The organism is Candidatus Pelagibacter bacterium nBUS_36, assembly GCF_051201215.1.
Taxonomy (GTDB): Bacteria; Pseudomonadota; Alphaproteobacteria; order Pelagibacterales; family Pelagibacteraceae; genus Pelagibacter.
This window is the reverse complement of sequence record NZ_CP172839.1, coordinates 312,105-336,521: the sequence shown is the minus strand read 5'-3', so window position 1 is coordinate 336,521 and position 24,417 is coordinate 312,105. Positions and strand designations below refer to the sequence as shown.

Below are 24,417 nucleotides of genomic sequence, written 5' to 3'. Positions count from 1 at the left end.
TATTTTTATCTTTAAGAATTATTTTTGTATAGTATTTAATTTATTCAGCTCTTCTAAGAACTGAGGCAAAGCTTCAAATAGATCTGCTTCTAAACCATAGTCTGCGACACTAAAAATTGGAGCTTCTCCGTCTTTATTAATAGCAACGATTATTTTACTTTCTTTCATACCTGCCAGGTGTTGAATAGCTCCTGAGATTCCAACTGCAATATATAAATCTGGAACAACTACTTTACCTGTTTGTCCAACTTGGTGGTCATTACTAATATATCCTGCATCAACTGCTGCTCTTGAAGCACCTATAGCTGCATTTAATTTATCTGCAATAGAGGTAATTAATTTAAAGTTGTCTCCACTTTGCATCCCTCTTCCACCTGATACTACTATTCTTGCTGTGCCAAGTTCGGGTCTATCTGATTTAACTTCTTCTCTTTTAACAAATTTTGTTAACGAAAACTCTTCTCCTGCTTCAGCAGTTTCAATTGGTGCTGAACCACCTGAGCTTTCACATGGATCAAAAGAAGTTGGTCTAATAGTGATACATTTTTTTGCATCTGAACTTTTAACGGTTGCAAAAGCATTCCCCGCATAAATAGGTCTAACAAAAGTATCCACAGACTCTACTTTAATAATATCACTAACTTGTGATGTATCTAATTTAGCAGCTATTCTTGGCATTAAATTCTTACCAAATGTATTTGCTGAACAAACTATATGAGAATAATTATCTGCAAGTTTTGTCACAACCGGAGCAAAATTTTCTGCTAAAAAATTTTCATAATGAGCAGCTTGAACTGTGATTACTTTTTTAACCAAAGGTAGTTCTGAGGCAGCTTTAGCAGCATCAACACAATTATTTCCAATAACTAATGCGTGAACATCGGCATCTATTTGAGATGCTGCTGTTACAGCATTTAAAGTAAAAGATTTAAGCTCTTTATTGTTATGCTCTGTGATTAATAATACTGACATTATATTACTTTTGCCTCATTTTTTAATTTTTGAACCAATTCAGCAACGCTTGAAACCTTAATTCCTGCTTTACGCTTAGGTGGTTCTTCAACTTTTATCTGTTGGATTTTAGGTGCTGTATCAACCCCTAGATCTGATGCATTCATTTGTTCAATTGGTTTTTTCTTAGCTTTCATTATGTTTGGCAATGAAGCATATCTTGGTTCATTTAATCTTAAGTCACAGGTTACGATGGCTGGAGTATTGATCTCGATAGTTTCTAAACCCTCATCAATTTCTCTAATAACTTCCAATTTTCCATCTTTAACTTCAATTTTTGAGGCAAAAGTTGCTTGAGGCCAATTTAATAATGCGCTCAACATTTGCCCTGTTTGATTGCAATCATCATCAATTGCCTGTTTACCCATAAATACTAAATCTGGTTTTTCTTTCTCAACAATTTTTTGTAAAATTTTTGAAACTGCAATGGGTTCTATTATGCCGTCTGCTTTAACATGAATTCCTCTATCAGCTCCAACGGCTAGAGCTTTTCTGACAGTTTCCTGGGCTTTTTCTTCACCAACTGTTACCGCAATCACTTCTGTTGCTTTTCCACTTTCTTTTATCTTTACCGCTTCTTCGATTGCATTATCATCTGGTGGATTTGTTGACATCTTAACATTATCAGTAACAACACCTGAGCCATCTTCTTTAACTCTTATTTGAACGTTGTAATCAATAACTCTTTTAACGGCGACTAAAATTTTCATTAAGCTCTCAATAAATTATTTTCAGAATCGTATGGACTCTCTTCTAAAACAGTAGCCTCATACATTTCACCCAAAATATCAACTTGTAATTTGTCACCTGCATTAGCATGCTCTGGTTTAACCATGGCAAGAGCAATTGATTTATCTAATCTAAAACCAAACTCGCCACCAGTTGCTCTTCCAACAACTTTGTTATCTTTGTAAATTGGGTTATTTCCCAAAACATCTGCATCTTTGGTGTTATGAATTTCAAGAGTAATAAGTTTGTTATCAAAACCTTTTTCTCTCCATTTGTTAAGAGCCTCTAGTCCTATAAAGTTACCTTTGTTAGGGTGAACAAATCTATCTAACCCAGACTCGTACGGTGAATATTCAATTGAAAGCTCAGTACCAACTAGTTTATATGATTTTTCTAATCTTAAGCTGTTCATTGCTCTTATACCAAAAGGTTTAATTTCTAAACTTTTACCAGCTTCCATTATTTTATCAAAAATATGATTTTGATATTCAATTGGATGATGAAGTTCCCAACCTAGCTCACCAACAAAATTTACTCTCATGGCATTAACAGGAGCATATCCAACATCGACATTTTGTGCTGTTAACCATTTAAAATTTTCATTAGAAAAATCATCAGTAGATATTTTTTCTAATAACTCTCTTGATTTAGGACCTGCAACAACAAGCACACCTGTACTATTAGTCAGATCTTCAAATGTAACGCCTTCATTTGGCATCCATTTTTTAATCCAATCATGATCCAATCTTAAGTTTGCACCAGCAGATACTAAATAAAAACTATCTTCTGCTTCTCTCATAATTGTAAACTCTGAATGAACACCACCTTTAGTATTAAGAGCATGGCATAAACCAATTCTTCCAATTTTCTTTGGTAATTTATTTGCTACCAAATGATCTAAAAATTCCTCAGCTTTTGGACCTTTAATTCTACATTTTGCAAATGCGGTCATATCTAAAAGACCAACATTGTCTTTTACATTTTGACATTCTTTTTTAATGGCCTCAAACCACTTAGATCTTCTAAACGACCAGTCATCTTTTTGCTCCATACCATCTGTTGCAAAAAAATTAGGTCTTTCCCAACCAAATTTTTGTCCAAAAACTGCACCTAAATCTTTCATTCTTTCATAACAAGGAGATGTTCTTAAAGGTCTTGCGGCAGGTCTTTCTTCATCAGGATAATGGGTAATAAATACATGACTATACGCTTCTTCATTTTTAGCTTTTAAATAAGATTTAGTTGCATAATCTCCATAACGTCTAGGCTCAACACCAAGCATATCAATAGTTGGCTCACCATCAACAATCCATTCAGCTAATTGCCATCCTGCTCCACCCGCTGCAGTAATTCCAAAACTATGTCCTTCGTTAATCCAAAAGTTTTTTAATCCCCACGCAGGTCCAACAATTGGATTGCCATCTGGTGTATAACAAATTGCACCGTTATAAACTTTTTTAACACCAACTTCTCCAAACGCAGGAACACGGTGTATTGCGCCCTCAATGTGTGGTGCTAATCTATCTAAATCTTCTTGAAACAATTCATACTCTGAATCTTTTGAGGGACCATTAACATAACAAGCTGGTGCACCATCTTCGTATGGACCTAAAATTAATCCACCTGCTTCTTCTCTCATGTACCATCTGTTATCGCTATCCCTTAGAACTCCCATTTCTGGTAAGCCATCTTTTTTTCTTTTTTGAATTTCAGGATGTGGTTCGGTTACAATGTATTGATGTTCAACTGGAATAACAGGAATATCTAAGCCAACCATTTTACCAGTTTGTCTTGCAAAGTTTCCTGAACAAGAAATAATATGTTCGCATTCTATAGAACCTTTGTCAGTTTCAACAACCCAACCATCTTTAGTTTGTTTCATTGAAAGTACACTTGTGTTTCTATAAATTTCGGCACCCATATTTCTTGCACCAGTTGCCATTGCTTGAGTTAAATCAGCAGGCTGAATATATCCATCCTCTGGGTGTTGGATCGCACCAACTAAATCATCTGTATGACATAAAGGCCAAATTTCTTTTACTTGATCTGGTGTTAAAAATTTTACATCGACACCGATAGTTTGAGCTACACCAGCATATTGATGATACTCATCCATTCTATCTTTAGTACTTGCTAAACGAATATTTGATACAACACTAAAGCCAACATTTTTTCCAGTTTCTTCTTCTAATTTTTTATAAAGATCAACCGCGTATTTATGAAGTTGCCCAACTGAATAACTCATATTAAATAAAGGTAATAATCCTGCTGCATGCCAAGTAGATCCTGATGTTAATTCTTTTCTTTCAACAAGAACAACATCCGACCAACCTTTTTTTGCTAAATGGTAAAGAGCACTAACACCTACTACTCCACCGCCAACTACTACAACTTTAGTTTTTGTTTTCATTTGCGATTCCTACTAAATTTTTTGAAATAACGAAACAAAATTGTATCTGTGGACAATTAAATTGAACTGCCTAATGGGATCGGATTTGAGACCATGCTCGTCAACCAACAGTCTTTAAGTTCACCCTCTTCAGTATACTTTTCAACCTGCCAATTGAACTTATGATAGATTTTATTTTTGTCTAAAATAACCACCTCAAATTGAGCCCATTTATCGCTACTTCCAAGCTGTGTAATTGTGTGACTCAAATGATCAATCATCATCTCATAGGAGTTGCCCTTCAACATCCTTTTAAAATTAACTAGGGGACCGGTAACCTTTTTGTTGTTTGGGTGGGCAAAATTCCATGTTTGCTCTATGCCGCTGTCTTTAAAATTAAGGTCATTTTTCTGAAGGCCAGTTAGCTGAATTTTAACTACTTCTTTGGGATTAATATCGCTACTTGGCTTTAATATTTCTGCTTTGGATATTGAAATTGTAATTAAGAGTAGAACTAAAACTTTAAATATTAATGGCAGTCTTTTTAACATCATCTAAAAATTCTTGTCTTTTTGCATCACTAACAAATGGTACTGCAAAATATCTTCTATAAACAATGTTATATATGCCACACATGTGAAATACTCCTCTTTTTAGTCTTCTTATAGGAAGGTTTAAAAAAAAAGTCGTAATTGCTAATCTTGGAGATCCATAAGTACAAAAAATAATTGCTTTTTTTTGTCTCAAATTTCCAATCGGATAACCATAGTTACCCCACAACTGTTTAAATCTAAACGCCCAAGGAGGTGCTAACACTTTATCTATCCAACCTTCAACTATCGCTGGCATCCTAAAATTCCAAATTGGTGCAATTAAAACAATTGTATCACACTCTTCAATTCTTTGACGATGGTTAAGAACATCATCACCTGGTTTTTCACCTGCAAAAACTGGATCAAATTTCTCTTTATATAAATCAACAGCATCAACTTTATTCCCTTTTTCTTCAGCTGTTTTTATAAAGGTGTCTCTTATTGCGGCGTTAAAAGATTTGTCATTATAGTGACCGTAAACTAGAAATATTTTTTTACTCATGAATTTTAATTCTCAAAGTTAATTAACTTTACTAAATAAAAACCTACAAACATTGCTATAACAAATGTTATTGAATGAATATCTAAGAGTGCAATTGATGATATTGCTGGTCCAGGACATAATCCAATTAGTCCCCATCCCGCTCCAAATATCGCAGATCCTAAAATAAGTTGATTATTAATACTTTTGTTATTTGAATAATTAAAATTTTTAGCAAATATTGGTTTTTCTTTTTTTTTGATCATATGAAATAAAGGTGAAGATATAATTAAAGCACCAATCATAACAAAAGCCAAAGAAGGGTCCCAGTTTCCAAACAAATCCAAAAAACCTAAAACTTTTTCAGGATTAATCATTTCTGAAATAACCAGTCCAATACCAAAAATAATTCCTGAAATTAATGAAACTAACTTATTCATATAAAACTTTTTACTAGCACTGTTAATATTCCAACAATCATAAAAGTTACAGTTGCAACAATTGATCTTAGTGAAAATCTTCCACAACCACTAATTCCATGGCCACTTGTACAACCACCACTTATTCTAGTTCCAATTCCAACTAAAAGACCTGCAATTATTAACAAAATAAAGGAATTTGAAATTGTAATTTTAATATCACTATTAGCAAACAAACTATAAAGGATTGGTCCAATTACCAAACCTATTAAAAATAATATGTTATCAAATCTATTATCTTTATTGGTCAGAGCATTGGCAGCTATCCCACTTATACCTACTAGTCGGCCATTAAATAAAAAAAATACCACAACAGCTAAACCAATGAGAATGCCTCCTAGGGTTGCCGTAACAGGTGTAAAATTTACTATATTCATTTAATTACTTAAAACAGGAAACGCTTGTCTAATTTTTAAAAAATGTTTTTGATATTCCATTTTAGTACATTTATTTTCTATATATTCAATATCATTTTTTTCAACTAACTCTTTTGCATTTTCATCTTTTATACCTAACTGTAGCCACAAAACTTTTGCTCCAATCTTTACTGTATCTTCTGCAATGGGAAATACTTCTTTAGAAGGTCTAAAAACGTCAACTATATCAATCGGTTCTTTTATATCTATTATTTTTGCAAACACTTCCTCACCTAAGATTTTTTCACCTTTGGCTCTTGGGTTAACTGGAATAACTTTGTATCCATATTTTTGCATATATTTCATAACTATAGTTGATGGTTTGGAAGGATCTTTGCTCACTCCTATCATTGCAATAGTTTTATATTTTGAGAGAATATCTTTGATCTCAGACATAAATTATTTATTTTTTTTTATCTGATCTTCGCAAAATTTTCGTGCTTCCTTTAAATCTGTAATCTTTGACTCAGATAATTTTTGACTTCCAGCAAGACATGCATCTACAGCTCTCTTGAGATTATGATCTTTAAAACTTAAAGCAAAATACATTCCTAAAATAATAAAGATAACAATCAAAATATTTTTTTTGTTTTTCATTATTTATTTTTCCATTTTGGTTTTCGTTTTTCTAAAAAAGCAGATATTCCTTCTTTAGCATCTATTGCCATCATATTCACAGTCATCATTTTACTTGTATATGCATATGCTTTTTTTAATGGCATTTCTAATTGTTTATAAAAGGCTTGTTTACCAATTTTAATTGTTAAATTTGATTTTGATGCAATAGTTTTTGCAACTTTTAGCACCTCATTATCTAATTTTGATTTTGAATAACAATCATTAATAAGCCCAATTTCTTTTGCATAATTTGCCTTAATAGGTTCTCCAGTTAACAACATCTTCATCATTGGTTTTCTATTAATTTTTCTACTAACAGCAACCATCGGTGTACTACAAAACAACCCTATATTAACACCAGGAGTAGCAAATAAAGCATCATTAGTGCTGTAAGCTAAATCACAACTTGCAACTAACTGGCATCCAGCAGCAAATGCTGCTCCATGAACTTTAGCAATTACTGGTTTTCTTCCTTCAACAATTTGGAGCATTACTTTTGAACAAAGATTAAATAATTTTTGATATTTATCTTTTTTTTTAATCCTTTTACTTCTGTTAAATTGTGTCCTGCGCTAAAGCCTTTGCCGGCACCTTCTAAAATAATAACTTTAAATTGTTTATCAGCATCAAGTTTTTTAAAAGTGTTAAGTAAATCAGTTAAATTTTTAAACGACAAAGAGTTGTAAGTTTTTTGTTCATCAATAATAATTGATACAATTTCATTAGTTAATTTCTTTATTTTAATATTACTTGTCATATCAATCAGCTAAACCATCAGATCTAGCTTGATTTCTTTCTATATGAATTGGCAGAATTTTTCCATAAATAGCTTCTGAATGTTCAGGAGTATTAACTCTCCAAGGATCTAATACAAAAGCTGGTATACAAAGATATCTTGGTTTTTTTCCTTTTACTTTTGTAACTCTATGCATTGTAAATCTACCCTTAAATATTTGTAAATCTCCAGGTTCTAATTTTAATTGTCGAACCTTTGTCCTGTCACCATCTAGTACTTTTTTAACTTCATCAAAATTTTCATTTCCTGGCTCTCTAATAAATGGACAATATTCAAAAATTCCACCCTCATCAGGTTTTTGTATCATTATACTGAGTGTAAATTCACAGCTATCAAAATGCCAAGGAAGAATTCCTTCCGGTCTCATTACATTGTATGCGTGACAAGCTAATGGGTCTGCCCATCTGTATATTGGCGAGATCCCTACACAAGCGGATACAAATTTTAAAAGTTCTTCCTGCTCGTATAAAAATTTCATTTCAGAGTCTTTATCAAAAAGATCTGAGTTTAAATATCCATTGTCTCTTTCTAAAAAAGTTCTTTTAGGATGGTTTGGAGATAAAGATCGGTCATCTTTAGAGTTAAGATATGGATTAATACTTTTTTTAGACATAAAAACTTTATCAATCTTTTTCTCTAATTCAAAATTCATAGTCTCAATTGACTTTGGTAAAATGAAATTAGGAATAGTAGAGCAGCTAAACTTGTCTAAATCAGTTTTACATTTTTTAATTAAATTTTGAATCTTTTCAGATGATAGGTCATTTATTGGATATTTTTTTAAATCTACAATAGTTTTTAATCTATCGTTCATTGAAATCTATTTTAATTTTCCTTCTTCTCTCATCTGAGCTCTAATTTTAGTAGCCGAGATTTCTTGAATTTCTTTCGAAAGTTCGATTTCTTCAATTTTGTAACCAACACCACGTCCATAACAAATATTGGTAATATTTGGCACCATCATTACTTTAAATTGACCTTCAAATTCAGGATTTAACCTATCTTCAATATTCTTTTTAACTGTTTCAAAATCAAAAGGATTGTCATCAACGCCTTGAACATCTCTTATTTGAATACAAACTTGACCAGTTTTTTTTATAATCTCTTTGAATAGAGTGTAATGACCGTCATGAAAAGGTTGCCATCTTCCTAACATTTGTGCTGTTGGTTTTTTGTTATCCCATTTGTAAGCCATTATTTTATCTCCTTTATTATTTTTGGTGCCCAGTTTTTAGCATCTTGTGTGGTTACATGAAAGTTAAACTTATCTGGCTTAACAAACATCTTATTAGTGTCCTCAAATCTTCCTTCTTTAATTGTATCAACCCAAATAACAAAATCTGCAGGGAATAATTCTCTTGCCTCAGGTGTTGGACAAATAAAATCTGCTACAACAAAGTTTCCACTATCTTTTAACTTTATAGCAAAATCTGCCATTCTCTTTGCTTGTCTTTTTCTTCCCTCTTCAGAAAAATCCCAATCATTAGCTTCTTTTCTTACTTCATCTGCATTTAATCTTTTTGCATTAAGCATTGGGGCAAGCTCGTTTGCTAAAGTTGTTTTTCCTGAGCCAGGTAGGCCCATTATTAAAATAATTTTCATCTTTATAACAAACTATTTGCTACCCATTTATGAAATTGATGAGTTGGTTGATCCATAACTGGTGAAAAGTTTCCACCATTATATATTGGTGAACCTCTTCCTTCCTGCATTCCTTCGATGGCACTTATATCTTCCAACATTACATCCTTCCAAAACCTTACATTTTCTTTTCTTAATTCTTTAAGCTCTTCACCATTTGCACTTTTATCACCAACATAATATATTTGCATATGCTCTTTAGTTTTATCAGTTCCAAGAGGCTCTAACCAAAATACATAAAAATGATCAAGGTGCAAACCAATCATCACATTAGGAAATAACGCAATATATTCAGATTTTTTGAGTGATTTTTTTTCCCAATTCTTAAATGTTTCAAGTTTGCTATTTCCTTTTATTGGTTGTTCATATTTTTTACTTCCTTGTCCCGCAAATCGATTTGGTAGTCCTTGAATGTGATAATGATCGTTAATATTTGAAACTTTATTTAATTCTGGATGGATTGTTGGTAAATGATAACTTTCACAGTAATTCTCAATTGCAAATTTCCAATTACATTTAACCTCTAAATCAAACGAACCATAATCATTGGAATGAACTAATAATTTTTGATCTTCATGATTAATAAATTTAGACCATCTTTGCTCAAGTGGCTCAATATACTCATTAAATTCAATTTCATTTGAATTAATATTAACAAAAATGATATCCATCCATACTTTAGATCTGACTTCTTTTAGGTTGCTTTGATTCTTTTTAAATTGATCTGAATTATGAATATTTAGACCTCCTATATGAGGGGTGGCTACGAGATTTCCTTTAAAATCATATGACCAAGAATGATAAGGGCATCTAATTAAATTTTTCAGAGTACATGGCTTATCTAAAAGTTTAAAACCTCTATGACTGCAAACGTTATGAAATACTCTTATTTTGAGGTCCTTATCTCTGACAATCATTAAAGGAATCCCGAGCAGATTGTATGGCTTTGCATCTCCAACGTTAGGTATAGAGCTACCCACTCCTATAACAGTCCATTTATCACAAAAAATCTTATCTCTCTCATATTCTAAATATTGCTCACTGGTGTAACACTCATTCGGAAGCCCATTTGCTGCCTCAATAGCTTTGTCTACATTCATCAATTTCTTGATGTTCAGGATCTTTGAGAGAGAATTATTTTTAAGATTTTGGTCCATAAAAAAAATTACCACGGACATAATTTTTGGCAACAAATTTCAGTTTTGACCATGCTGAATTTCTTTGACAGCTTTTTCAAATAAGATAATGATCGGGAAAAAATGAATTTTTCATTGGAAATTGGTCCACACACTGACCTAGAAACTTTACCTCCTGTAAAGGATGTTTATGTTACAATGTTACCAGGTGGTGATTATAAAGAAACTGCCAATAAATCGGGAGACCTTGTAAAAAAAGGTTTTAATCCTGTTCCACACTTTCCAGCTAGATCAATAAACAATGAAGATGAATTAAAAGATTATGTTTCAAGGTGCAAAGATCAAGGAGTTAAACAGGCTTTAGTAATTGGTGGTAGTAGAGAACCAATTGGAAAGTTTGATAGCTCATATCAGATTTTAGAAACAGGTTTTTTTGAAGGAATTAAAATTGGTATTGCAGGTCATCCAGAAGGAAGTCCAGATATACCAGAACAGAATTTAGAAAAAGCAATGATAGATAAGAAGCCTTATGCTGATTACATAGTAACCCAATGGTTATTAGATAGTCAGCCTATTGTTGATTTCATTTCTAAACAAAGCGTACCAGTGCATGTTGGAATTACTGGGCCGATGAAAATATCTAGCTTAATAAAATTTGCTAATATTGTCGGGGCGAAAAATTCCATTAATTTTCTTAAATCTAATTTTACTAAGGCGTTAGATTTATTAAAACCTAAAGACCCTAATGATTTAATTGGGAAAGTTAAATCACATACTGATAACTTCCACATTTATACATTCGGCGGCTTGAAGGAAACAAACAAGTGGTTGAAGGAGAATAGTTATGTCTAATGAGTTTGACTATACTAAGTTAAAACATGCTACTACAGTTGATCAATCTGATCGTGCAGTACCATACAATTTAAGACAAAGTGGGCCAACTAAAGTTGAAATGCTTATCTCAACAAGAGTAAGAAAATCACCTTATTGGCATTTATCAATGCAGGCAGGTTGCTGGAGAGCAACAGTTTACAATCGTATTTATCACCCAAGAGGATATGTAAAACCAGAAGATGGTGGAGCAATGGTTGAGTATGATGCAATTGTAAATCACGTTACTATGTGGAACGTTGCTGTTGAAAGACAAATCAGAGTAAAAGGTCCGGATGCAGAAAAATTTACTGACTATGTAATAACTAGAGATGCAACAAAAATTTCTCCTATGAGAGCAAGATATGTAATCTTGTGTAACGCATATGGTGGAGTTTTAAATGATCCAATTCTTCTTAGAATTTCTGAAGATGAATTTTGGTTCTCTTTATCAGACTCTGATATTGGTATGTACCTTCAAGGGGTAAATGCTGATGGAAGATTTGACTGTACTATTGAAGAGATTGATGTCAGTCCTGTGCAAATACAAGGACCAAAATCAAAAGCTTTAATGAAAGACCTTTGTGGAGATCAAGTTGATTTCGACAATATGCCTTTCTACGGTTTAGCAGAAGTTAAAGTAGGTGGAAGAAGTTGTGTAATTTCTCAATCTGGTTTCTCTGGAGAAGCTGGTTATGAAATATACTTAAGAGACTCTACTTTATATGCTGAAGATATGTGGAATGCTGTTCTTGAAGCAGGTAAAAAACATAGCTTAATGGTTATTGCTCCTGCTCACCATAGAAGAATTCAAGCGGGAATTCTTTCATGGGGTCAAGATATGGATGCTCAACATAATCCGTTTCAGTGTAACCTAGGTTACCAAGTTTCGTTATCTGGAAAAGGTGAATGGAACAAAAAAGGTGACTATGTAGGTAAAGCTGCATTAGAAAAAATGGGTGCAGAACTTAAAGATGGTAAAAAACCTTACAAGCTTCAATTAGTTGGACTTGAATTAGGTGGAAAACCAATTGAAGAGTACGCTCCTGATTTTTGGCTAGTATCACCTGAGAATGGTGGAGATCCAGTTGGATTTATCACATCTCCTTGGTATCACCCAGAGAAAAAACAAAACATTGCTATGGGATATGTGCCATTTGATGGAACATTAAACTCTAATGGCTTTCCAAAAGGTACTGTTGGAACTAAATTTAAAGTTCATCTGCCTGAAAAATACTCTGATACACCAGGAACACCTGTTGATGCAGTAGTAGTGGATATACCATTCAAAGAGTCTTTCAACGCAAATACAAGAGAAGTTGTAAAAGGCTAAATATATTTTGGGGGAGCTAAAATTTAGCTCCCCCACTAAATAATGACTAAAAGTTTTTTAATCGTAATTTGCATTATTATTGCGATTGCTTTAATAATATTTCCATTAATAGTTTCGTACAAAGCACAAAAAAATAAAAAGAGTAAAAAATAATGTTTGGTGAGTTTTTAAATATAATTTTTAAATCAATAAAATTAGACAAATCTTTGTATACGGATAATAAAAATTTTGGTGAAGCTTCTGTGTATTTTGCTGGTTTAATAATGATTTTGGATGGCATTGCTGGAGCTGTTGCTGCAAATACAATTATAAAAACAGCAGTTGCAATGTCTGGACTTACTTCAATTATAACTTGGTTGGTTTGGGCAATTTTTATTTATGTAATTGGTGTTAAACTTTTTCCTGATAAACAAACAAAAGTTCCTTTTAAAAAAGTCCTAACAGCGGTTGGGTTTGCCCATGCTCCTGGTTTGTTAAGATTTTTTGCTGTAACGCCAAATATGATGATACCTATAATTTTTCTGACTCAATTTTGGATTTTCGCAGGATTAATAATTTCGACCAAACAAGTGCTAAACTTAAAATCAAATATTAAATCTTTTGGAATTGTATTTTTATCTTTTTTGATAATAGCATTTTTATCAATCTCTTTTGTAATGAGCAGAATGAATATGCTGCCAGTAAGTCAGATTAGCTAAATTGGAAAAATAGTCTTAGAAACTCTACAAGACGAGCACAGTTTATAACTAGTTAAAATCAAATTTTGAGAAACGCTTTCGTCCTCTTTCTTGCATTCTTCACAAATATTATTTAATTCTTTAGCAATTTCTTCACTATATTTTTGTTCTGATTTATCAGTCATTATCTGTAAGTCCTGCTCCAGCAGCACCTTGTTTTAAGCTGTCACTTTCTTCGACAAAAGTATTTTCAGCCAATTTATACAAACTATTCCACTCTGAATCTGTGAAATTATCTTGATTATTAATAAATTTAATCTCAATTTCATTTGCAAATTTAGGAAACTCTTGATTAAAAATATTTGAAGAAATATTTACATTTAAGTTAAGCAAAATTTCATTTTGATCAAATTTAAAATGTATTTTTTTTCCACTTAACTCTGAAGCTCGACTTAAGAATGATAGAAATATAACTGGATGTGCAATTCTTTTAAAATGGATTGAGTCAAAATTTTCAATCAATTTAATTTGATCTAAAAAACTAATACCAAGTATTATTGGACAGAAAGCTTCTGAAGATGGTTCATTTTTTTCACTAATTAAATTTAGATCTTCAAAATTTTTTGTCTCTTTCTCTTTATAATAATGATTTAAAGTTTTAATTCCTTGTAATCCAAACATTTCTAACAGTCGTATAGATTTTCCTACTTCTTCAGAATTTCCCCAGGAAAAACCAACTGCTCTACTTGCTCTTTTGGCTGCAGTTTCAATTTCACTTAGAGATCTCATAATTAATTATTAGTTTTATACACCCATTGCTCATCGTAATTTTTTAATTCACTTGGTAATGGTGCACCTTGAAACATGCAAATTCTTAACCATTTATCTGATCTTGGATCAAACTTTAATGCACCAAAAAAAGACAATTTAAGCCTCAACATATCTATAGGAACAATATTTTTACTGATTGTATTGTCTTGAATTTCCGAATATGGAAATTTTTCTATTATAAAAGCTCTTCTTACAACATGTCTTAATTCTGAGTTTATAGATAAAAATTCAGCAATAGATGAATTATTTTTTTCGGACAATAATTTTTCATAAAGTTTTTTTATATCTCTTGCAACAGCAAGTGGTTGTTCAAGCTCAGATCCATGTTCCTCAAATCTATCTGCTAATCTAGGCTCTTCTTTATTTTTAGATATAAACCAGAAATTTTGGTGATTTTCTTTTTGATTAAAATTGATATCTAAAATATTTGGATATTTAATTTCAATAATATCCCGTAATTCCTGTACTGTTCGATTAGTTGGAATGTTAAAGTATTTATCTTCATCAGAACTCATGTTGCCAACTAAAGGGTTGGTAATATTGCTATAAGGCTCCATCATTATTGAGACAATATATTCTATACATTCTTCACAAGTGTTTTGCTCTAACCACAAATATATTTCATTAAATGGATATTCGGTTTTAAAATCAAAATTATTTTCAATATAATTTATAAATTTTTCAACATTCTTAAGTAGTAAACTAATTTTTTTTTGCTGGTATTCACTATCTGTATTCCAGCTAGTAATATTTGTTAAAGATTTTTTTACACAATCTATAAAAAGTTCACTATCCTCGTTTTCAACAATTTTTATTTCTCTAATTTCTTTTAATGCCGTTTCTCTACTTAGGATCCAATTATTTAGCAATGTTGGATGATTTACTATAAAGGGAGCCATACCTAGGCCAGTTGAGTTGCCAATACCTAAATTTTTACAAATTTGATCGTCTAATTTCACTGCTTTATTTGGATTTTTACAATGCGCAATATGATTTACTTGATCAAAAGTAAATTGTCTTACGAGGTAAACTAGCATCATCTCTAATCTAAAAGGACCATTAATTTCCTCTCTATTTTTAATTCTAAATCTATCAGCAAGTCCAAATTTACCAGACCCATAAACCGCTGTTGTTCTATACAAATAACCAACTTTAGATAATAAGTTTACATCAGGCTGTCGGCCATCACTTAAACATTCTACTACATGATTAAAAACTCTTACTGATTTATTTGCTCTTGAAAGAGTTAACTCTTTAAATGTAAGTCTACCCACTTCCTGTTTTGGAACTTGGTCTTTTAATCTTTTAATATCATCTTTACTAGGAATGCCATCGTGCAATGTAAATGCTGCGTCCCACTTAGTAGCTATAACCCTATCAGATCTTTCCTCATCTTTAATTGGATTTGCAAAACACACTAAAGAATAAACTCTATCTTTTTTTTTAAATGAATAAACTGCTTCTCCATAACCATCTTGGTCTAAGTTAAAAAAATCTCTATTGTAATCCCAATCTTTAAACTCACTTAAAAAACTTCTTAAAAATGATAATTTTGACTGATGAAATGATCCTAATCTTGATAATTTCATTATTATGTTTGGGTCTCTTAATTTAATTTTCATAATTAGATTGATTTATAAAAATTATACCAGTTATTTCCTAGTATTCCATGTGTCTCACTATCTGAAAATCCTATTTTTTTAAGGCCATTTTCAATATTTTTAAATCCTCTAGCATCTTCAAACCATTTAGGTTGATTAGGAAAACCAGGTTTATTTTTAGAACCTTCTCCATAATTTTTACTTTTAGACCAAGTGCCATTTCTCATCCATTCAACAACTGTGTCTGGTTGATCTAGGCAAAGATCAGAACCAATACCTATATTTTTTAAATTCATAATTTCAGCTGTTCTTGCAACCATTTCACAAAAACTTTCAATTGTACAATTTGTGTTATCTTTTAAATGATGTGGGTATAAAGATAGTCCTAACATACCACCGCTTTCACTTAGTGTTTTTAAAAGATCATTAGATTTATTTCTTTTTGCTGCATGCCAAAATGTTGGATTTGCATGAGTGATTGCTATTGGTTTTTCACTGAATTCAATTGCATCAAATGTGCTCTTTTCTGCTGAATGAGACATGTCAACTACAATACCTACTCTATTCATTTCTTTTATTGCTTCACGACCAAAGTTTGTAACTCCACTATCTATTTTTTCATAGCAGCCAGTCGCAAGTAATGATTGGTTGTTGTAGGTAAGTTGCATAAATCTACATCCTAAATTATGAACTTTTTCTACTAAATTAATATCATCTTCAATTGGAGAACAATTTTGGAAACCAAAAAAAATTGCTGTTTTTTTTTCTGAATTTGCTTTTTCAATATCTTTATAGTCTCTTCCAAGGAATATTAAGTCAGAGTTTTCTGAAAAAAGTATTTCCCATTTTTTAATTTCTTCTAAAAGTTCATGATAATCTTCGTGATAAACTATTGTCACATGAACCGCATCTAACCCAGCAGATCTGTTATATTCAAAAATTTTCCTGGACCAATTACAGTATTGTAAATTATCAATTTTAAAATTCATATTATGATCAACTTTAATCAAAATGATTTTTAAATACTATTAATTTTATTGAAATTTTGAGGTAATTTTGAAATAAGACATTTGGTACTTTTCATGAAAAAAAATAAACCTTTAAAAGTTTCAATAGTAATGGGTAGTCAATCTGACTATAAAACTATGCAACTAGCAGAAAAAACTCTCAAAAAGATTGGTGTTTCATTTGAAACCAAAATTATATCAGCACACAGAACTCCAAAGAGAATGTACGAGTATGCTGCTGCTGCTCAAAAAAATAATATTGGGGTTATTATCGCTGGAGCTGGAGGATCTGCACATTTACCAGGGATGATATCTGCTATTACACCACTACCAGTTTTGGGAGTCCCAATAGAAAGTAAAAAACTTAAAGGTCTTGATAGCTTATTGTCAATTGCACAAATGCCAAAAGGAATTCCAGTTGGAACACTCGCAATCGGTGAAGACGGTGCAATTAATGCTGCATTGTTAGCTGCATCCATTATAGCTAACAATAACTATTCAGTTAAAAAAAATCTAAATAGCTGGAGATTGGCTCAAACAAAATCTGTAAAAAAAAATCCTAAAAAATAATGTCAGATATTACACTTGGCATAATTGGTGGTGGGCAACTTGGTAGTATGCTTGCTATTGCTGCAAAAAAGTTAAATATTAAAACAGTAATTTTTTGTGATGATATTGATGCCCCAGCACAAAATTTTTGTAATAGATTTATTTCTGCAAATTATGATGATAAAGAAAAAATTAATGAATTTATAAATCTTGTTAATATCGTAACTTATGAATTTGAAAATATTCCATACGAAACTCTTAATGAGATAAACAAACTTAAGCCTGTTTTACCCAAACCATCTGTTAATAGACTAATCCAACATAGATTGGCTGAAAAAGATTTTGTTAACAATCTTAATATTAGGACTACAAGATACGCCTCCATTGAAAAAAAATCAGACATTGAAGCACTTGAAGATTTTTTACCTGGTATTTTAAAAACAACTACACTTGGTTATGATGGAAAAGGACAACATCCAATTAAATCAATTGAAGAACTTAACTCACTTAATCTAGATTTTTCTAAAGGGTATGTTTTGGAAAAATTAGTAAAATTAAAAAAAGAGATATCAATCATAATAACAAGATTTAGTGCGCATAAATATGAAATATATGAACCAATTGAGAACACTCATGAAGATCAAATATTAAAGCATTCAAAGATTCCAGCAGAAATAGATGAAAAAATTTTTAATCAATCAAAAGAATGGGCAAAGTTAATTGCTGAAGAATTAAAATATATAGGAACTTTGTGTGTAGAATTTTTTATTGATAGAAATGATAATTTATATGTAAATGAGATTGCTCCTAGAGTTCATAATTCTGGGCACTTAACAATCAATGCATTTAATGTAAGTCAATTTGAAAATCACGTTAGAGCTGTATGTGCATTAGATCAAATTCCATTGAAAAAATTATCTAATGCAAAAATGATTAATCTTATTGGGAATCAGATATCTTTTTACAGAAAGTCACCTAAATTCAAGGATAATGAGTTCTTTTTTGATTATCTTAAAAAAGATGTTAAAGAAAAAAGAAAAATGGGTCACATCACAACTTTGTTATAAATGTTAAAATCTATAGAGGGTAATTTTGATAATCCAGAGGTTCATGAGCTTCTTACAAATCATTTTATTGAATTGAGATCTGTATCACCGGAGGATAGTTGTCACGTGCTGGATATAGCTGGGTTAAAAGACCCTACTATTAAATTTTGGAGTTTGTGGGATGAAAATAATTTAATAGGAAGTGGTGCTTTAAAGTTTCTAGATAAAGAACACGGAGAATTTAAATCAATAAGAGTTAGTGACAAGTTTAGAAACCAAGGAAATGGCTTTAAGGTTATAAATCACTTAATAAATGAATCAAAAAAACTAAATATTGAAAGATTGAGTTTAGAGACTGGTGCTGGTGATTTCTTTTTAGCTGCAAGAAAATTATTTAAAAAATGTGGTTTTGATACCTGTGAGCCTTTTTCTAACTACAAAAGCAATATTAATTCAGTTTATATGACTATGCTAATTAACAACAAATAAGTGTTTAATCATTTAATATTATTAATTTAGTTGACAAAACCTAAATAAATCTAAACAAAGCCAGAATTACTTAATTATAAGTAATAAATTAATACAACGAAAAGTAAGAAGATAAATATGAGTCTACAAGGAAAAGTAAAATGGTTCAATCCAACTAAAGGTTTTGGTTTTATTGAAAGAGAAGACAAAGAAAAAGATGTGTTTGTACATGTTTCAGCTGTAAGAGATGCTGGTATGAACGGTTTAGATGAGGGTCAAGCTTTGACTTTCGATGTTGAAGATGGTCCTAAAGGTCCTTCAGCAGTTAACTTAAAAACTGCATAATTCACACTTGCTATTGGCTGAAAAATTAGAGTTTTAATCTTTAGATTGAAATATTTAAATTCAGCCAATGCCAAAATCCTCTTAAAACAATTTTTAAATATTAAAATTTAATAGTACGATATGTATTATTAATATGAGTAATAGATTTATAAACAATATCAACAATCTAGAATTTAAACCATTTGATAACTATGGTGAGCCCGTTAAAGGCATGAGCTGGCACAAGATAAGTTATGATAAAAAAAATGGTGGCTTTGGTACATACATACTTAAGATGGATCCAGGCGCTAAAAGCTTGCCACATATACATCAAGGATTTGAAGAATTTTATGTGATAGATGGAGAGTTAGAAGATGCGGATGGTAAAATTTTTAAAAAAGGTGATTTTGTAACTTTTGAACCTGGAAGTACTCATAACTCACATACGGAAAATGGTTGCCTACTTATAGTTTTTATGAGAGGTATTAACAAACCAATCTAATATAAATTATTCAAGAAAAATATGATCGGCATTTTAGGTGGAATGGGCACACAAGCAGGTTTAGATTTTTGTAACAAACTTGCAATTTTAAATAGAGGAAAAATTGATCAAGAGTATCCTTTATTTATACTTTATAACAAATCCAACATACCTGGTAGACCAGAGTCTATTGGAGTACAAACTGGTAATTTATCAAATAAATCTTCAAATTCTAATAGTAAAAAAAAATACAATCTTGTTTTAAAAAGCTTACTACAAGGGTGTAAATTACTTGAAAAAAATAAATGTAAATTTATTGTCATCCCTTGCAATACAGCACATTACTGGTTTGACGATTTACAAAAAAAAATTAACATTCCAATTATAAATATGCCAAAAGAAGTTTTTAAATTTACAAAAAAAAATTGTAAAAAAAATTCAAAAGTTGGCCTATTGGCTACAGAAGGAACTTTAAAAACAGGTGTGTATGATAAAATTTTTAATAAAAATTATAAATTAATTAAACCTTCTCAAAATCTACAAAAAAAATCAGTAAATAAAGCAATTAAATTTGTTAAAATGGGTAATGTAAAAGCTGCTGCAAAAGCAATCAAACCAGCAATTAATGAATTAATTAAAATGAAATGTAAAAAAATAATATTAGGATGCACAGAGCTGCCAATTGCAATTTTTGCTTTTAAATCATTCAGCAATGTAAAATCTTCTAAAATATTTTTAGACCCAAACCTTATCCTTGCTAATTCGGCTATGGCCAATCACAATAGATAGTTCATGTCAGCAGATATAGATAAACCATATGTTCTAAGAGTTGCAGAGTTAATTTACTTAAAAGTTGCTGAAATTAAAAAAGAAAATTCTGAAATGGACAACATTCAGGCTTTTGAAATTTTTATGACTACAAAAGATTATGATTTGATTAGTTCAGGAGAGTTTCACGATAAATGGTTTTTAGAATTAAAAAATAATAAATTTGTAGACAAAATTACTGGCAAGAAAATTAACAACGAAACTATGAGACTTTTAGAAATGCAAAAAGACTCTATGATTAAGTTTTTATTGAAAATTCCAAAGTTATATTACGCAAAAAGTCATTTTCCCTTAGAAATATCTCAAAGAGCTTTTGATCACTTATGGAGAGTTTGCGAAAGTTATGAGATGTGGTGCAAAGAGACTAAACAAGAAAAATTAATTACTTTACAGATATTAAATTAATTTAAAGACAATTTTTGTCTCGTGGCCTGAACTCTATTTTCAACCATATTTATGAATTTATTTTCAAATTTTTTCTGCTTGCTATTGTTTTCTACTGCATCTTTCACATGTGTTAATGCATCTTTACCTGTTTCTTTTTTTATTGCAGAGTTTACCCCATATTGAAATCCAGCCTGTGCCACATTTCCTGATGATACTAATGTTATACCTGGACCTAACAAAGCTGTTGTTTGAACACATCCATTAAATGAAACTAAAAATATAAGTCCTAAAAATAATTTTATAAATCTCATAAAGTTATTATAATTAATACATATTTCAAAATTCAACTCAAGATAGTAATAGTCCAAAATGAGCATTTAAATAAGATTTTGTCTAATATTTAAATATAAAAGAAAGAATGATTAAAATTTTTCCATTCATATTTGTTTTGCTGTGGTCTTCCGCTTTCATTACGACAAAACCTATTATTGATAATAGCGATCCATTTTCTGCTCTTGCTTTTAGGTTTTCAATTGTTGCTATTGGTTTTTTCTTATTTTCTATTTATTCAAAACAAAAAATTTTTGTTAGTAAAAAAAACTTTATCGAATCTTTTTTTAGTGGAGTTCTTTTTCATGGATTTTATTTAGGTGGAGTTTTTTATTCCATTTCAAAAGGAATGCCGACAGGGATTGCTGCTTTAATAGTTACTCTTCAACCAATACTTACAAATGCTTTAAGTGGTCCAATTTTAAATGAGAAAGTAACATACAAACAATGGTTAGGAGTTTTATTGGGCTTTGTAGGAGCAACATTAGTTTTAGGTTTAGATATTGGTTCAGAAATTCCAATAGCTGGTTTAGTGGCAACTATAATAGCCTTAATTGCAATAACATCCTCAACTATTTGGCAAAAAAAACTTAGTAACAATTTGCCATTATCAATAAGTAATATGTATCAAGCTATAGGTGGTTTTACTTTTCATCTATTAGTTATAATATTTTCTGCAAAGCCATATATTGATTTTTCACAAACATTTTTAATTGCTATGAGTCACCAGATATTTTTAGTGTCATTTGGTGCTTTTACAATATTGATGTATTTAATTAAAAATAACTCAGCAAGTAAAACTGTTTCTATATTTTTTTTAATACCAGCAACATCCGCTCTCATGGCTTGGTTGTTTTTAAACGAAAGTTTAACTAATCTAGATTTATTAGGGTTTTTAATAACCACAATAGGTGTTTACATTGCAACACGAGATTAAAGATATTTAGTTAGAATGCTTTTGAATAATAAATATACAAATTTGTTTGTGTCATATTTTCATAGGCTAATTCTTGATACTGAATAATAGAAGAAAATCTATTATTTGAAGATAAATCATAATCAAAACCCAGGGAAACTACTGGACGAGTTTTTTTTAAGTTTGCATCAAGATTTACTGTTGGAAGACCTGACATACCCGTGGGTGTTAACTTAGAAATTGTATGATAAACATCATGTTCTATTCCTAAAGTAGCATGAAGGTTAAGTGCTGGTGTTAAATTTGCATCAATTCTTGTACCTAATAAAACGGTAAGCGCTTTATCATTAATTTTATTATAAGTAAGTGGGCTAACAGGTCCTACTTCTGTATAACTATCTTGTGTTTTGACTGCGTATCTTGATGCAAAATAGGGAGTATAATTAATTTTGTTTTTTTTTGAAATTACATAACGTGTTTCAATTGTATTACTAATTGCTTTTGTTAGTGTTTTTCCTGTTCCCTCTTCTGAACTTTCTCCTGCTTCACGGGTGATTGTAGCATTTTTTTCTTGATACGCGTTTGCATATTTTACTTGAAATCCTAAGCCAGAGCTTTTTTGATTCCAAACAATTAAACTTCCAAGAAGTGGAGTATTATCTGAAAGTTTTAAATTTTTTGCTGTGTCGTGTTTAGTATTGGTGTGATAGAAACCTCCTATCCTCAGTTGATCAGAAAATCTCTTTCCACCTACTAGTACTAATCCATCTGTTGTTGAACTTGGATTTGTAACTTTAGAACGTCTGCCTCCTAATGACAGACATGTATCATTATTATTGCCAAAAAAATCACAATCATAAGTATTCATATGAGCAAAGTTTGCATCTGTTACTGCTTTAAGACTATTCATAGACTCAAGAGTAGGTGTTTTAGGCAACTTAGAAGCTGGTGGAACTGAACTTTCTATAGCGGTAATAATTAAATCCCAATCATCATCATTATTAGTATCATCTAATTTCCAATAATATTTATTTGTTCCTTCAAATTGATCACCAGTTATGCAGTCTGTATCACTAGTGCATGACACTAAATCACTTTCTGTTAAGCCGCTAATTACGTCGCTATAAGTCGTATTTACTGATGAACCAGTTAGTGTTGAAGTGCTATGTACACCGAAAGTTGTCGTTCCTGATTTATTGCTAAAAACTATTTTACCATAATCAGAAGTGCTATTAACAATTACATTGTAATTTGTAGGAAGCTTATATCCATAAGTCAGCGCATCATTCCCTCCTTGAGAGTTATTCAATGTTGTAATAGTTCCAGATTGACCTGCGTCATTTGCATTATTAATATCTAAACTACCACCTGTTATCGTTCCAGTATTGTTAATTGTTGCAATAGTTGCTCCTAATATATTTTTAATACCATCATCAGTAGAATCTGTAATATTGCCTGAGTTATTTATTGTGGTGATTGCCCCTTCATTTTTAATTGCAGCATTACTGTCATCTCCTGTAATATCACCTGAGTTAGTAATTGTTCCGATAGCTCCGGTTGCGTTATTGTAAATTGCACCATTACCATCAATAGCAGAAATAGTTCCTGTATTTTCTATGGTACCTATTGTAGCGTTAAAATTGTGAATTGCTTGTCCATCAGCCAATGCCTTAATTGTGCCGGCATTTTTGATTGTTGTAATTATACCGCGACCTGAATTCATAATGGTTTCGTTATCAGCTTGTATCGTTGCGCCACTTTTATTTTCTATTAAAGTAATTGTGGGCACTGATGAAGCATTTGTTGCGTTTCTAATTGCTTGTTCTTTACTAGATCTAATCATCCCTGCATTTGTGATTGTTCCAATGGTATTGAAATTTTGAATAGTATATTTTTGTTTTGACCATATATTGCCGGTAGCAGTATTTTCAATTTTGTTAATTGTTCCAGATTTCGTATTTTGAATTGCAACTTTACTGTTTGAATAAATTTGTCCACTATTAACTATATCTCCAATGGTGGATCCATTAAAAATTGGATAACCAGCTCCATTGGTAGTGGATTGCTTAGTCTCTATTCTTCCATTATTAGTAATTGTTGTAATGCTGCCTGAGCCCGCTGCATGTTGAATTCCGTATCTATCAAGGCCATCTGCAGTGTCGTAACCTATACCTGCATCGCTATTAATAGTAATAGTAGTATTAGTACCGTTTGTAGTGACTATTCCCTTTTCATCATCACTTGAACGTCCTTTAATTGTAGCACCATCAATAGTAATGTTAGAACCATCACCCGTTACTACTATTTGTCTACAATCTGAAGTGTAAGTTACAGTCGTGCCATTAACATCGGCACAATCAGCAGCATAAGTTTTTTTAGGAAAAAAAATTATTAATAATGTAATAAGAAAAATTAAACTTACACAAATGTAAGTTTTATAAAAATTTAATATCAATTTAATAAGTATACACATTAAAAAA

30 protein-coding genes and 1 pseudogene are annotated in these 24,417 nt (G+C 31.1%); 11 read left to right on the top strand and 20 right to left on the bottom strand.

What is annotated here, in order from left to right; translation table 11 throughout:
* Positions 1-18 precede the first annotated feature (18 nt).
* The 14 genes and pseudogenes from ACIJYI_RS01740 to ACIJYI_RS01675 all read right to left on the bottom strand — a co-directional run bounded on the left by ACIJYI_RS01740 (position 19) and on the right by ACIJYI_RS01675 (position 10,310).
* On the bottom strand, positions 19-972 hold the full coding sequence (locus tag ACIJYI_RS01740; RefSeq protein WP_435114408.1) for an electron transfer flavoprotein subunit alpha/FixB family protein: 954 nt from the start codon (positions 970-972) through the stop codon (positions 19-21).
* Entirely contained in the window at positions 972-1,721 is a 750-nt protein-coding gene (locus ACIJYI_RS01735) for an electron transfer flavoprotein subunit beta/FixA family protein (protein ID WP_435114407.1), read from the bottom strand. The genes ACIJYI_RS01740 and ACIJYI_RS01735 overlap by 1 nt, the downstream gene beginning before the upstream one ends.
* On the bottom strand, positions 1,721-4,150 hold the full coding sequence (locus ACIJYI_RS01730) for a GcvT family protein (RefSeq protein WP_435114406.1): 2,430 nt from the start codon (positions 4,148-4,150) through the stop codon (positions 1,721-1,723). The genes ACIJYI_RS01735 and ACIJYI_RS01730 overlap by 1 nt, the downstream gene beginning before the upstream one ends.
* 56 nt (positions 4,151-4,206) lie before the next feature.
* On the bottom strand, positions 4,207-4,683 hold the full coding sequence (locus tag ACIJYI_RS01725; RefSeq protein ID WP_435114405.1) for a hypothetical protein: 477 nt from the start codon (positions 4,681-4,683) through the stop codon (positions 4,207-4,209).
* The gene (locus ACIJYI_RS01720) at positions 4,652-5,224 is read right to left on the bottom strand and encodes an NAD(P)H-dependent oxidoreductase (RefSeq protein WP_435114404.1); all 573 of its coding nucleotides are present in this window, start codon (positions 5,222-5,224) and stop codon (positions 4,652-4,654) included. The genes ACIJYI_RS01725 and ACIJYI_RS01720 overlap by 32 nt, the downstream gene beginning before the upstream one ends.
* A gap of 5 nt (positions 5,225-5,229) precedes the next feature.
* On the bottom strand, positions 5,230-5,643 hold the full coding sequence (locus ACIJYI_RS01715; protein WP_435114403.1) for a DUF6691 family protein: 414 nt from the start codon (positions 5,641-5,643) through the stop codon (positions 5,230-5,232).
* A complete protein-coding gene (locus ACIJYI_RS01710; RefSeq protein ID WP_435114402.1) occupies positions 5,640-6,059 on the bottom strand; it encodes a YeeE/YedE family protein in 420 nt (139 codons plus the stop codon). Before ACIJYI_RS01710 ends, ACIJYI_RS01715 begins: the two co-directional genes overlap by 4 nt.
* Positions 6,060-6,494: a CoA-binding protein gene (locus tag ACIJYI_RS01705; protein ID WP_435114401.1), complete on the bottom strand. Its 435-nt coding sequence runs from the start codon at positions 6,492-6,494 to the stop codon at positions 6,060-6,062.
* Between the two features lie 3 nt (positions 6,495-6,497).
* Positions 6,498-6,695 (bottom strand): hypothetical protein, encoded by a 198-nt coding sequence (locus ACIJYI_RS01700; RefSeq protein ID WP_435114400.1) that lies wholly within the window; start codon positions 6,693-6,695, stop codon positions 6,498-6,500.
* Positions 6,695-7,473 (bottom strand): annotated as a pseudogene (locus tag ACIJYI_RS01695) (enoyl-CoA hydratase). The gene ACIJYI_RS01700 and the pseudogene ACIJYI_RS01695 overlap by 1 nt, the downstream one beginning before the upstream one ends.
* A gap of 1 nt (position 7,474) precedes the next feature.
* Entirely contained in the window at positions 7,475-8,326 is an 852-nt protein-coding gene (locus ACIJYI_RS01690; RefSeq protein ID WP_435114399.1) for a HalD/BesD family halogenase, read from the bottom strand.
* 6 nt (positions 8,327-8,332) lie between these two features.
* The gene (locus tag ACIJYI_RS01685; RefSeq protein ID WP_435114398.1) at positions 8,333-8,707 is read right to left on the bottom strand and encodes a cytidyltransferase; all 375 of its coding nucleotides are present in this window, start codon (positions 8,705-8,707) and stop codon (positions 8,333-8,335) included.
* The gene (locus ACIJYI_RS01680; RefSeq protein WP_435114397.1) at positions 8,707-9,114 is read right to left on the bottom strand and encodes an AAA family ATPase; all 408 of its coding nucleotides are present in this window, start codon (positions 9,112-9,114) and stop codon (positions 8,707-8,709) included. Before ACIJYI_RS01680 ends, ACIJYI_RS01685 begins: the two co-directional genes overlap by 1 nt.
* 2 nt (positions 9,115-9,116) lie before the next feature.
* Complete coding sequence (locus ACIJYI_RS01675; RefSeq protein WP_435114396.1) at positions 9,117-10,310, bottom strand: aromatic ring-hydroxylating oxygenase subunit alpha; 1,194 nt, start codon at positions 10,308-10,310, stop codon at positions 9,117-9,119.
* Positions 10,311-10,412: 102 nt separating this feature from the next.
* Here ACIJYI_RS01675 and ACIJYI_RS01670 point away from each other — a divergent pair, with 102 nt between their 5' ends.
* From ACIJYI_RS01670 to ACIJYI_RS01660, 3 genes are all read left to right on the top strand, one after another.
* Complete coding sequence (locus ACIJYI_RS01670; protein WP_435114395.1) at positions 10,413-11,141, top strand: methylenetetrahydrofolate reductase; 729 nt, start codon at positions 10,413-10,415, stop codon at positions 11,139-11,141.
* Entirely contained in the window at positions 11,134-12,492 is a 1,359-nt protein-coding gene (locus ACIJYI_RS01665; protein ID WP_435114394.1) for an aminomethyl transferase family protein, read from the top strand. The genes ACIJYI_RS01670 and ACIJYI_RS01665 overlap by 8 nt, the downstream gene beginning before the upstream one ends.
* Positions 12,493-12,644: 152 nt before the next feature.
* On the top strand, positions 12,645-13,190 hold the full coding sequence (locus tag ACIJYI_RS01660) for a hypothetical protein (RefSeq protein WP_435090810.1): 546 nt from the start codon (positions 12,645-12,647) through the stop codon (positions 13,188-13,190).
* On the opposite strand, the gene ACIJYI_RS01655 is transcribed toward ACIJYI_RS01660, so the two are convergent.
* From ACIJYI_RS01655 to ACIJYI_RS01640, 4 genes are read right to left on the bottom strand one after another with little or no spacing between them, the layout of a single operon-like run.
* Positions 13,187-13,354, bottom strand: coding sequence for a hypothetical protein (locus ACIJYI_RS01655; RefSeq protein WP_435090808.1), 168 nt, complete (start codon positions 13,352-13,354; stop codon positions 13,187-13,189). The genes ACIJYI_RS01660 and ACIJYI_RS01655 overlap by 4 nt on opposite strands.
* Entirely contained in the window at positions 13,347-13,958 is a 612-nt protein-coding gene (locus ACIJYI_RS01650; protein ID WP_435114393.1) for a DUF3726 domain-containing protein, read from the bottom strand. Before ACIJYI_RS01650 ends, ACIJYI_RS01655 begins: the two co-directional genes overlap by 8 nt.
* A gap of 2 nt (positions 13,959-13,960) precedes the next feature.
* Positions 13,961-15,622: a hypothetical protein gene (locus tag ACIJYI_RS01645; protein ID WP_435114392.1), complete on the bottom strand. Its 1,662-nt coding sequence runs from the start codon at positions 15,620-15,622 to the stop codon at positions 13,961-13,963.
* Between the two features lie 2 nt (positions 15,623-15,624).
* Positions 15,625-16,590 carry a membrane dipeptidase gene (locus tag ACIJYI_RS01640; RefSeq protein ID WP_435114391.1) on the bottom strand — a complete coding sequence of 322 codons (966 nt, stop codon included), beginning with the start codon at positions 16,588-16,590 and terminating at the stop codon, positions 15,625-15,627.
* Between the two features lie 93 nt (positions 16,591-16,683).
* Between ACIJYI_RS01640 and purE the strand changes: the two genes are divergently transcribed.
* The 7 genes from purE (at position 16,684) to ACIJYI_RS01605 (ending at position 20,709) form a co-directional block, all read left to right on the top strand.
* Positions 16,684-17,178 carry a 5-(carboxyamino)imidazole ribonucleotide mutase gene (purE, locus tag ACIJYI_RS01635; protein ID WP_435114390.1) on the top strand — a complete coding sequence of 165 codons (495 nt, stop codon included), beginning with the start codon at positions 16,684-16,686 and terminating at the stop codon, positions 17,176-17,178.
* Entirely contained in the window at positions 17,178-18,224 is a 1,047-nt protein-coding gene (locus ACIJYI_RS01630) for a 5-(carboxyamino)imidazole ribonucleotide synthase (RefSeq protein ID WP_435114389.1), read from the top strand. Before purE ends, ACIJYI_RS01630 begins: the two co-directional genes overlap by 1 nt.
* Positions 18,225-18,692 (top strand): GNAT family N-acetyltransferase, encoded by a 468-nt coding sequence (locus ACIJYI_RS01625; RefSeq protein ID WP_435114388.1) that lies wholly within the window; start codon positions 18,225-18,227, stop codon positions 18,690-18,692.
* Between the two features lie 117 nt (positions 18,693-18,809).
* Complete coding sequence (locus tag ACIJYI_RS01620; protein WP_008545539.1) at positions 18,810-19,016, top strand: cold-shock protein; 207 nt, start codon at positions 18,810-18,812, stop codon at positions 19,014-19,016.
* Between the two features lie 133 nt (positions 19,017-19,149).
* The gene (locus ACIJYI_RS01615) at positions 19,150-19,497 is read left to right on the top strand and encodes a cupin domain-containing protein (protein WP_435114387.1); all 348 of its coding nucleotides are present in this window, start codon (positions 19,150-19,152) and stop codon (positions 19,495-19,497) included.
* A gap of 21 nt (positions 19,498-19,518) precedes the next feature.
* Positions 19,519-20,265 carry an aspartate/glutamate racemase family protein gene (locus tag ACIJYI_RS01610; protein WP_435114386.1) on the top strand — a complete coding sequence of 249 codons (747 nt, stop codon included), beginning with the start codon at positions 19,519-19,521 and terminating at the stop codon, positions 20,263-20,265.
* Positions 20,266-20,268: 3 nt separating this feature from the next.
* Entirely contained in the window at positions 20,269-20,709 is a 441-nt protein-coding gene (locus ACIJYI_RS01605; protein ID WP_435114385.1) for a hypothetical protein, read from the top strand.
* On the opposite strand, the gene ACIJYI_RS01600 is transcribed toward ACIJYI_RS01605, so the two are convergent.
* Positions 20,706-21,002 carry a hypothetical protein gene (locus ACIJYI_RS01600; protein WP_435114384.1) on the bottom strand — a complete coding sequence of 99 codons (297 nt, stop codon included), beginning with the start codon at positions 21,000-21,002 and terminating at the stop codon, positions 20,706-20,708. The genes ACIJYI_RS01605 and ACIJYI_RS01600 overlap by 4 nt on opposite strands.
* A 107-nt stretch (positions 21,003-21,109) precedes the next feature.
* On the opposite strand from ACIJYI_RS01600, the gene ACIJYI_RS01595 reads away from it, so the two are divergent.
* Complete coding sequence (locus ACIJYI_RS01595; RefSeq protein ID WP_435114383.1) at positions 21,110-21,958, top strand: DMT family transporter; 849 nt, start codon at positions 21,110-21,112, stop codon at positions 21,956-21,958.
* 10 nt (positions 21,959-21,968) lie between these two features.
* Here ACIJYI_RS01595 and ACIJYI_RS01590 read toward each other — a convergent pair whose 3' ends face one another.
* Entirely contained in the window at positions 21,969-24,410 is a 2,442-nt protein-coding gene (locus ACIJYI_RS01590) for an autotransporter domain-containing protein (protein WP_435114382.1), read from the bottom strand.
* Positions 24,411-24,417: the final 7 nt, after the last annotated feature.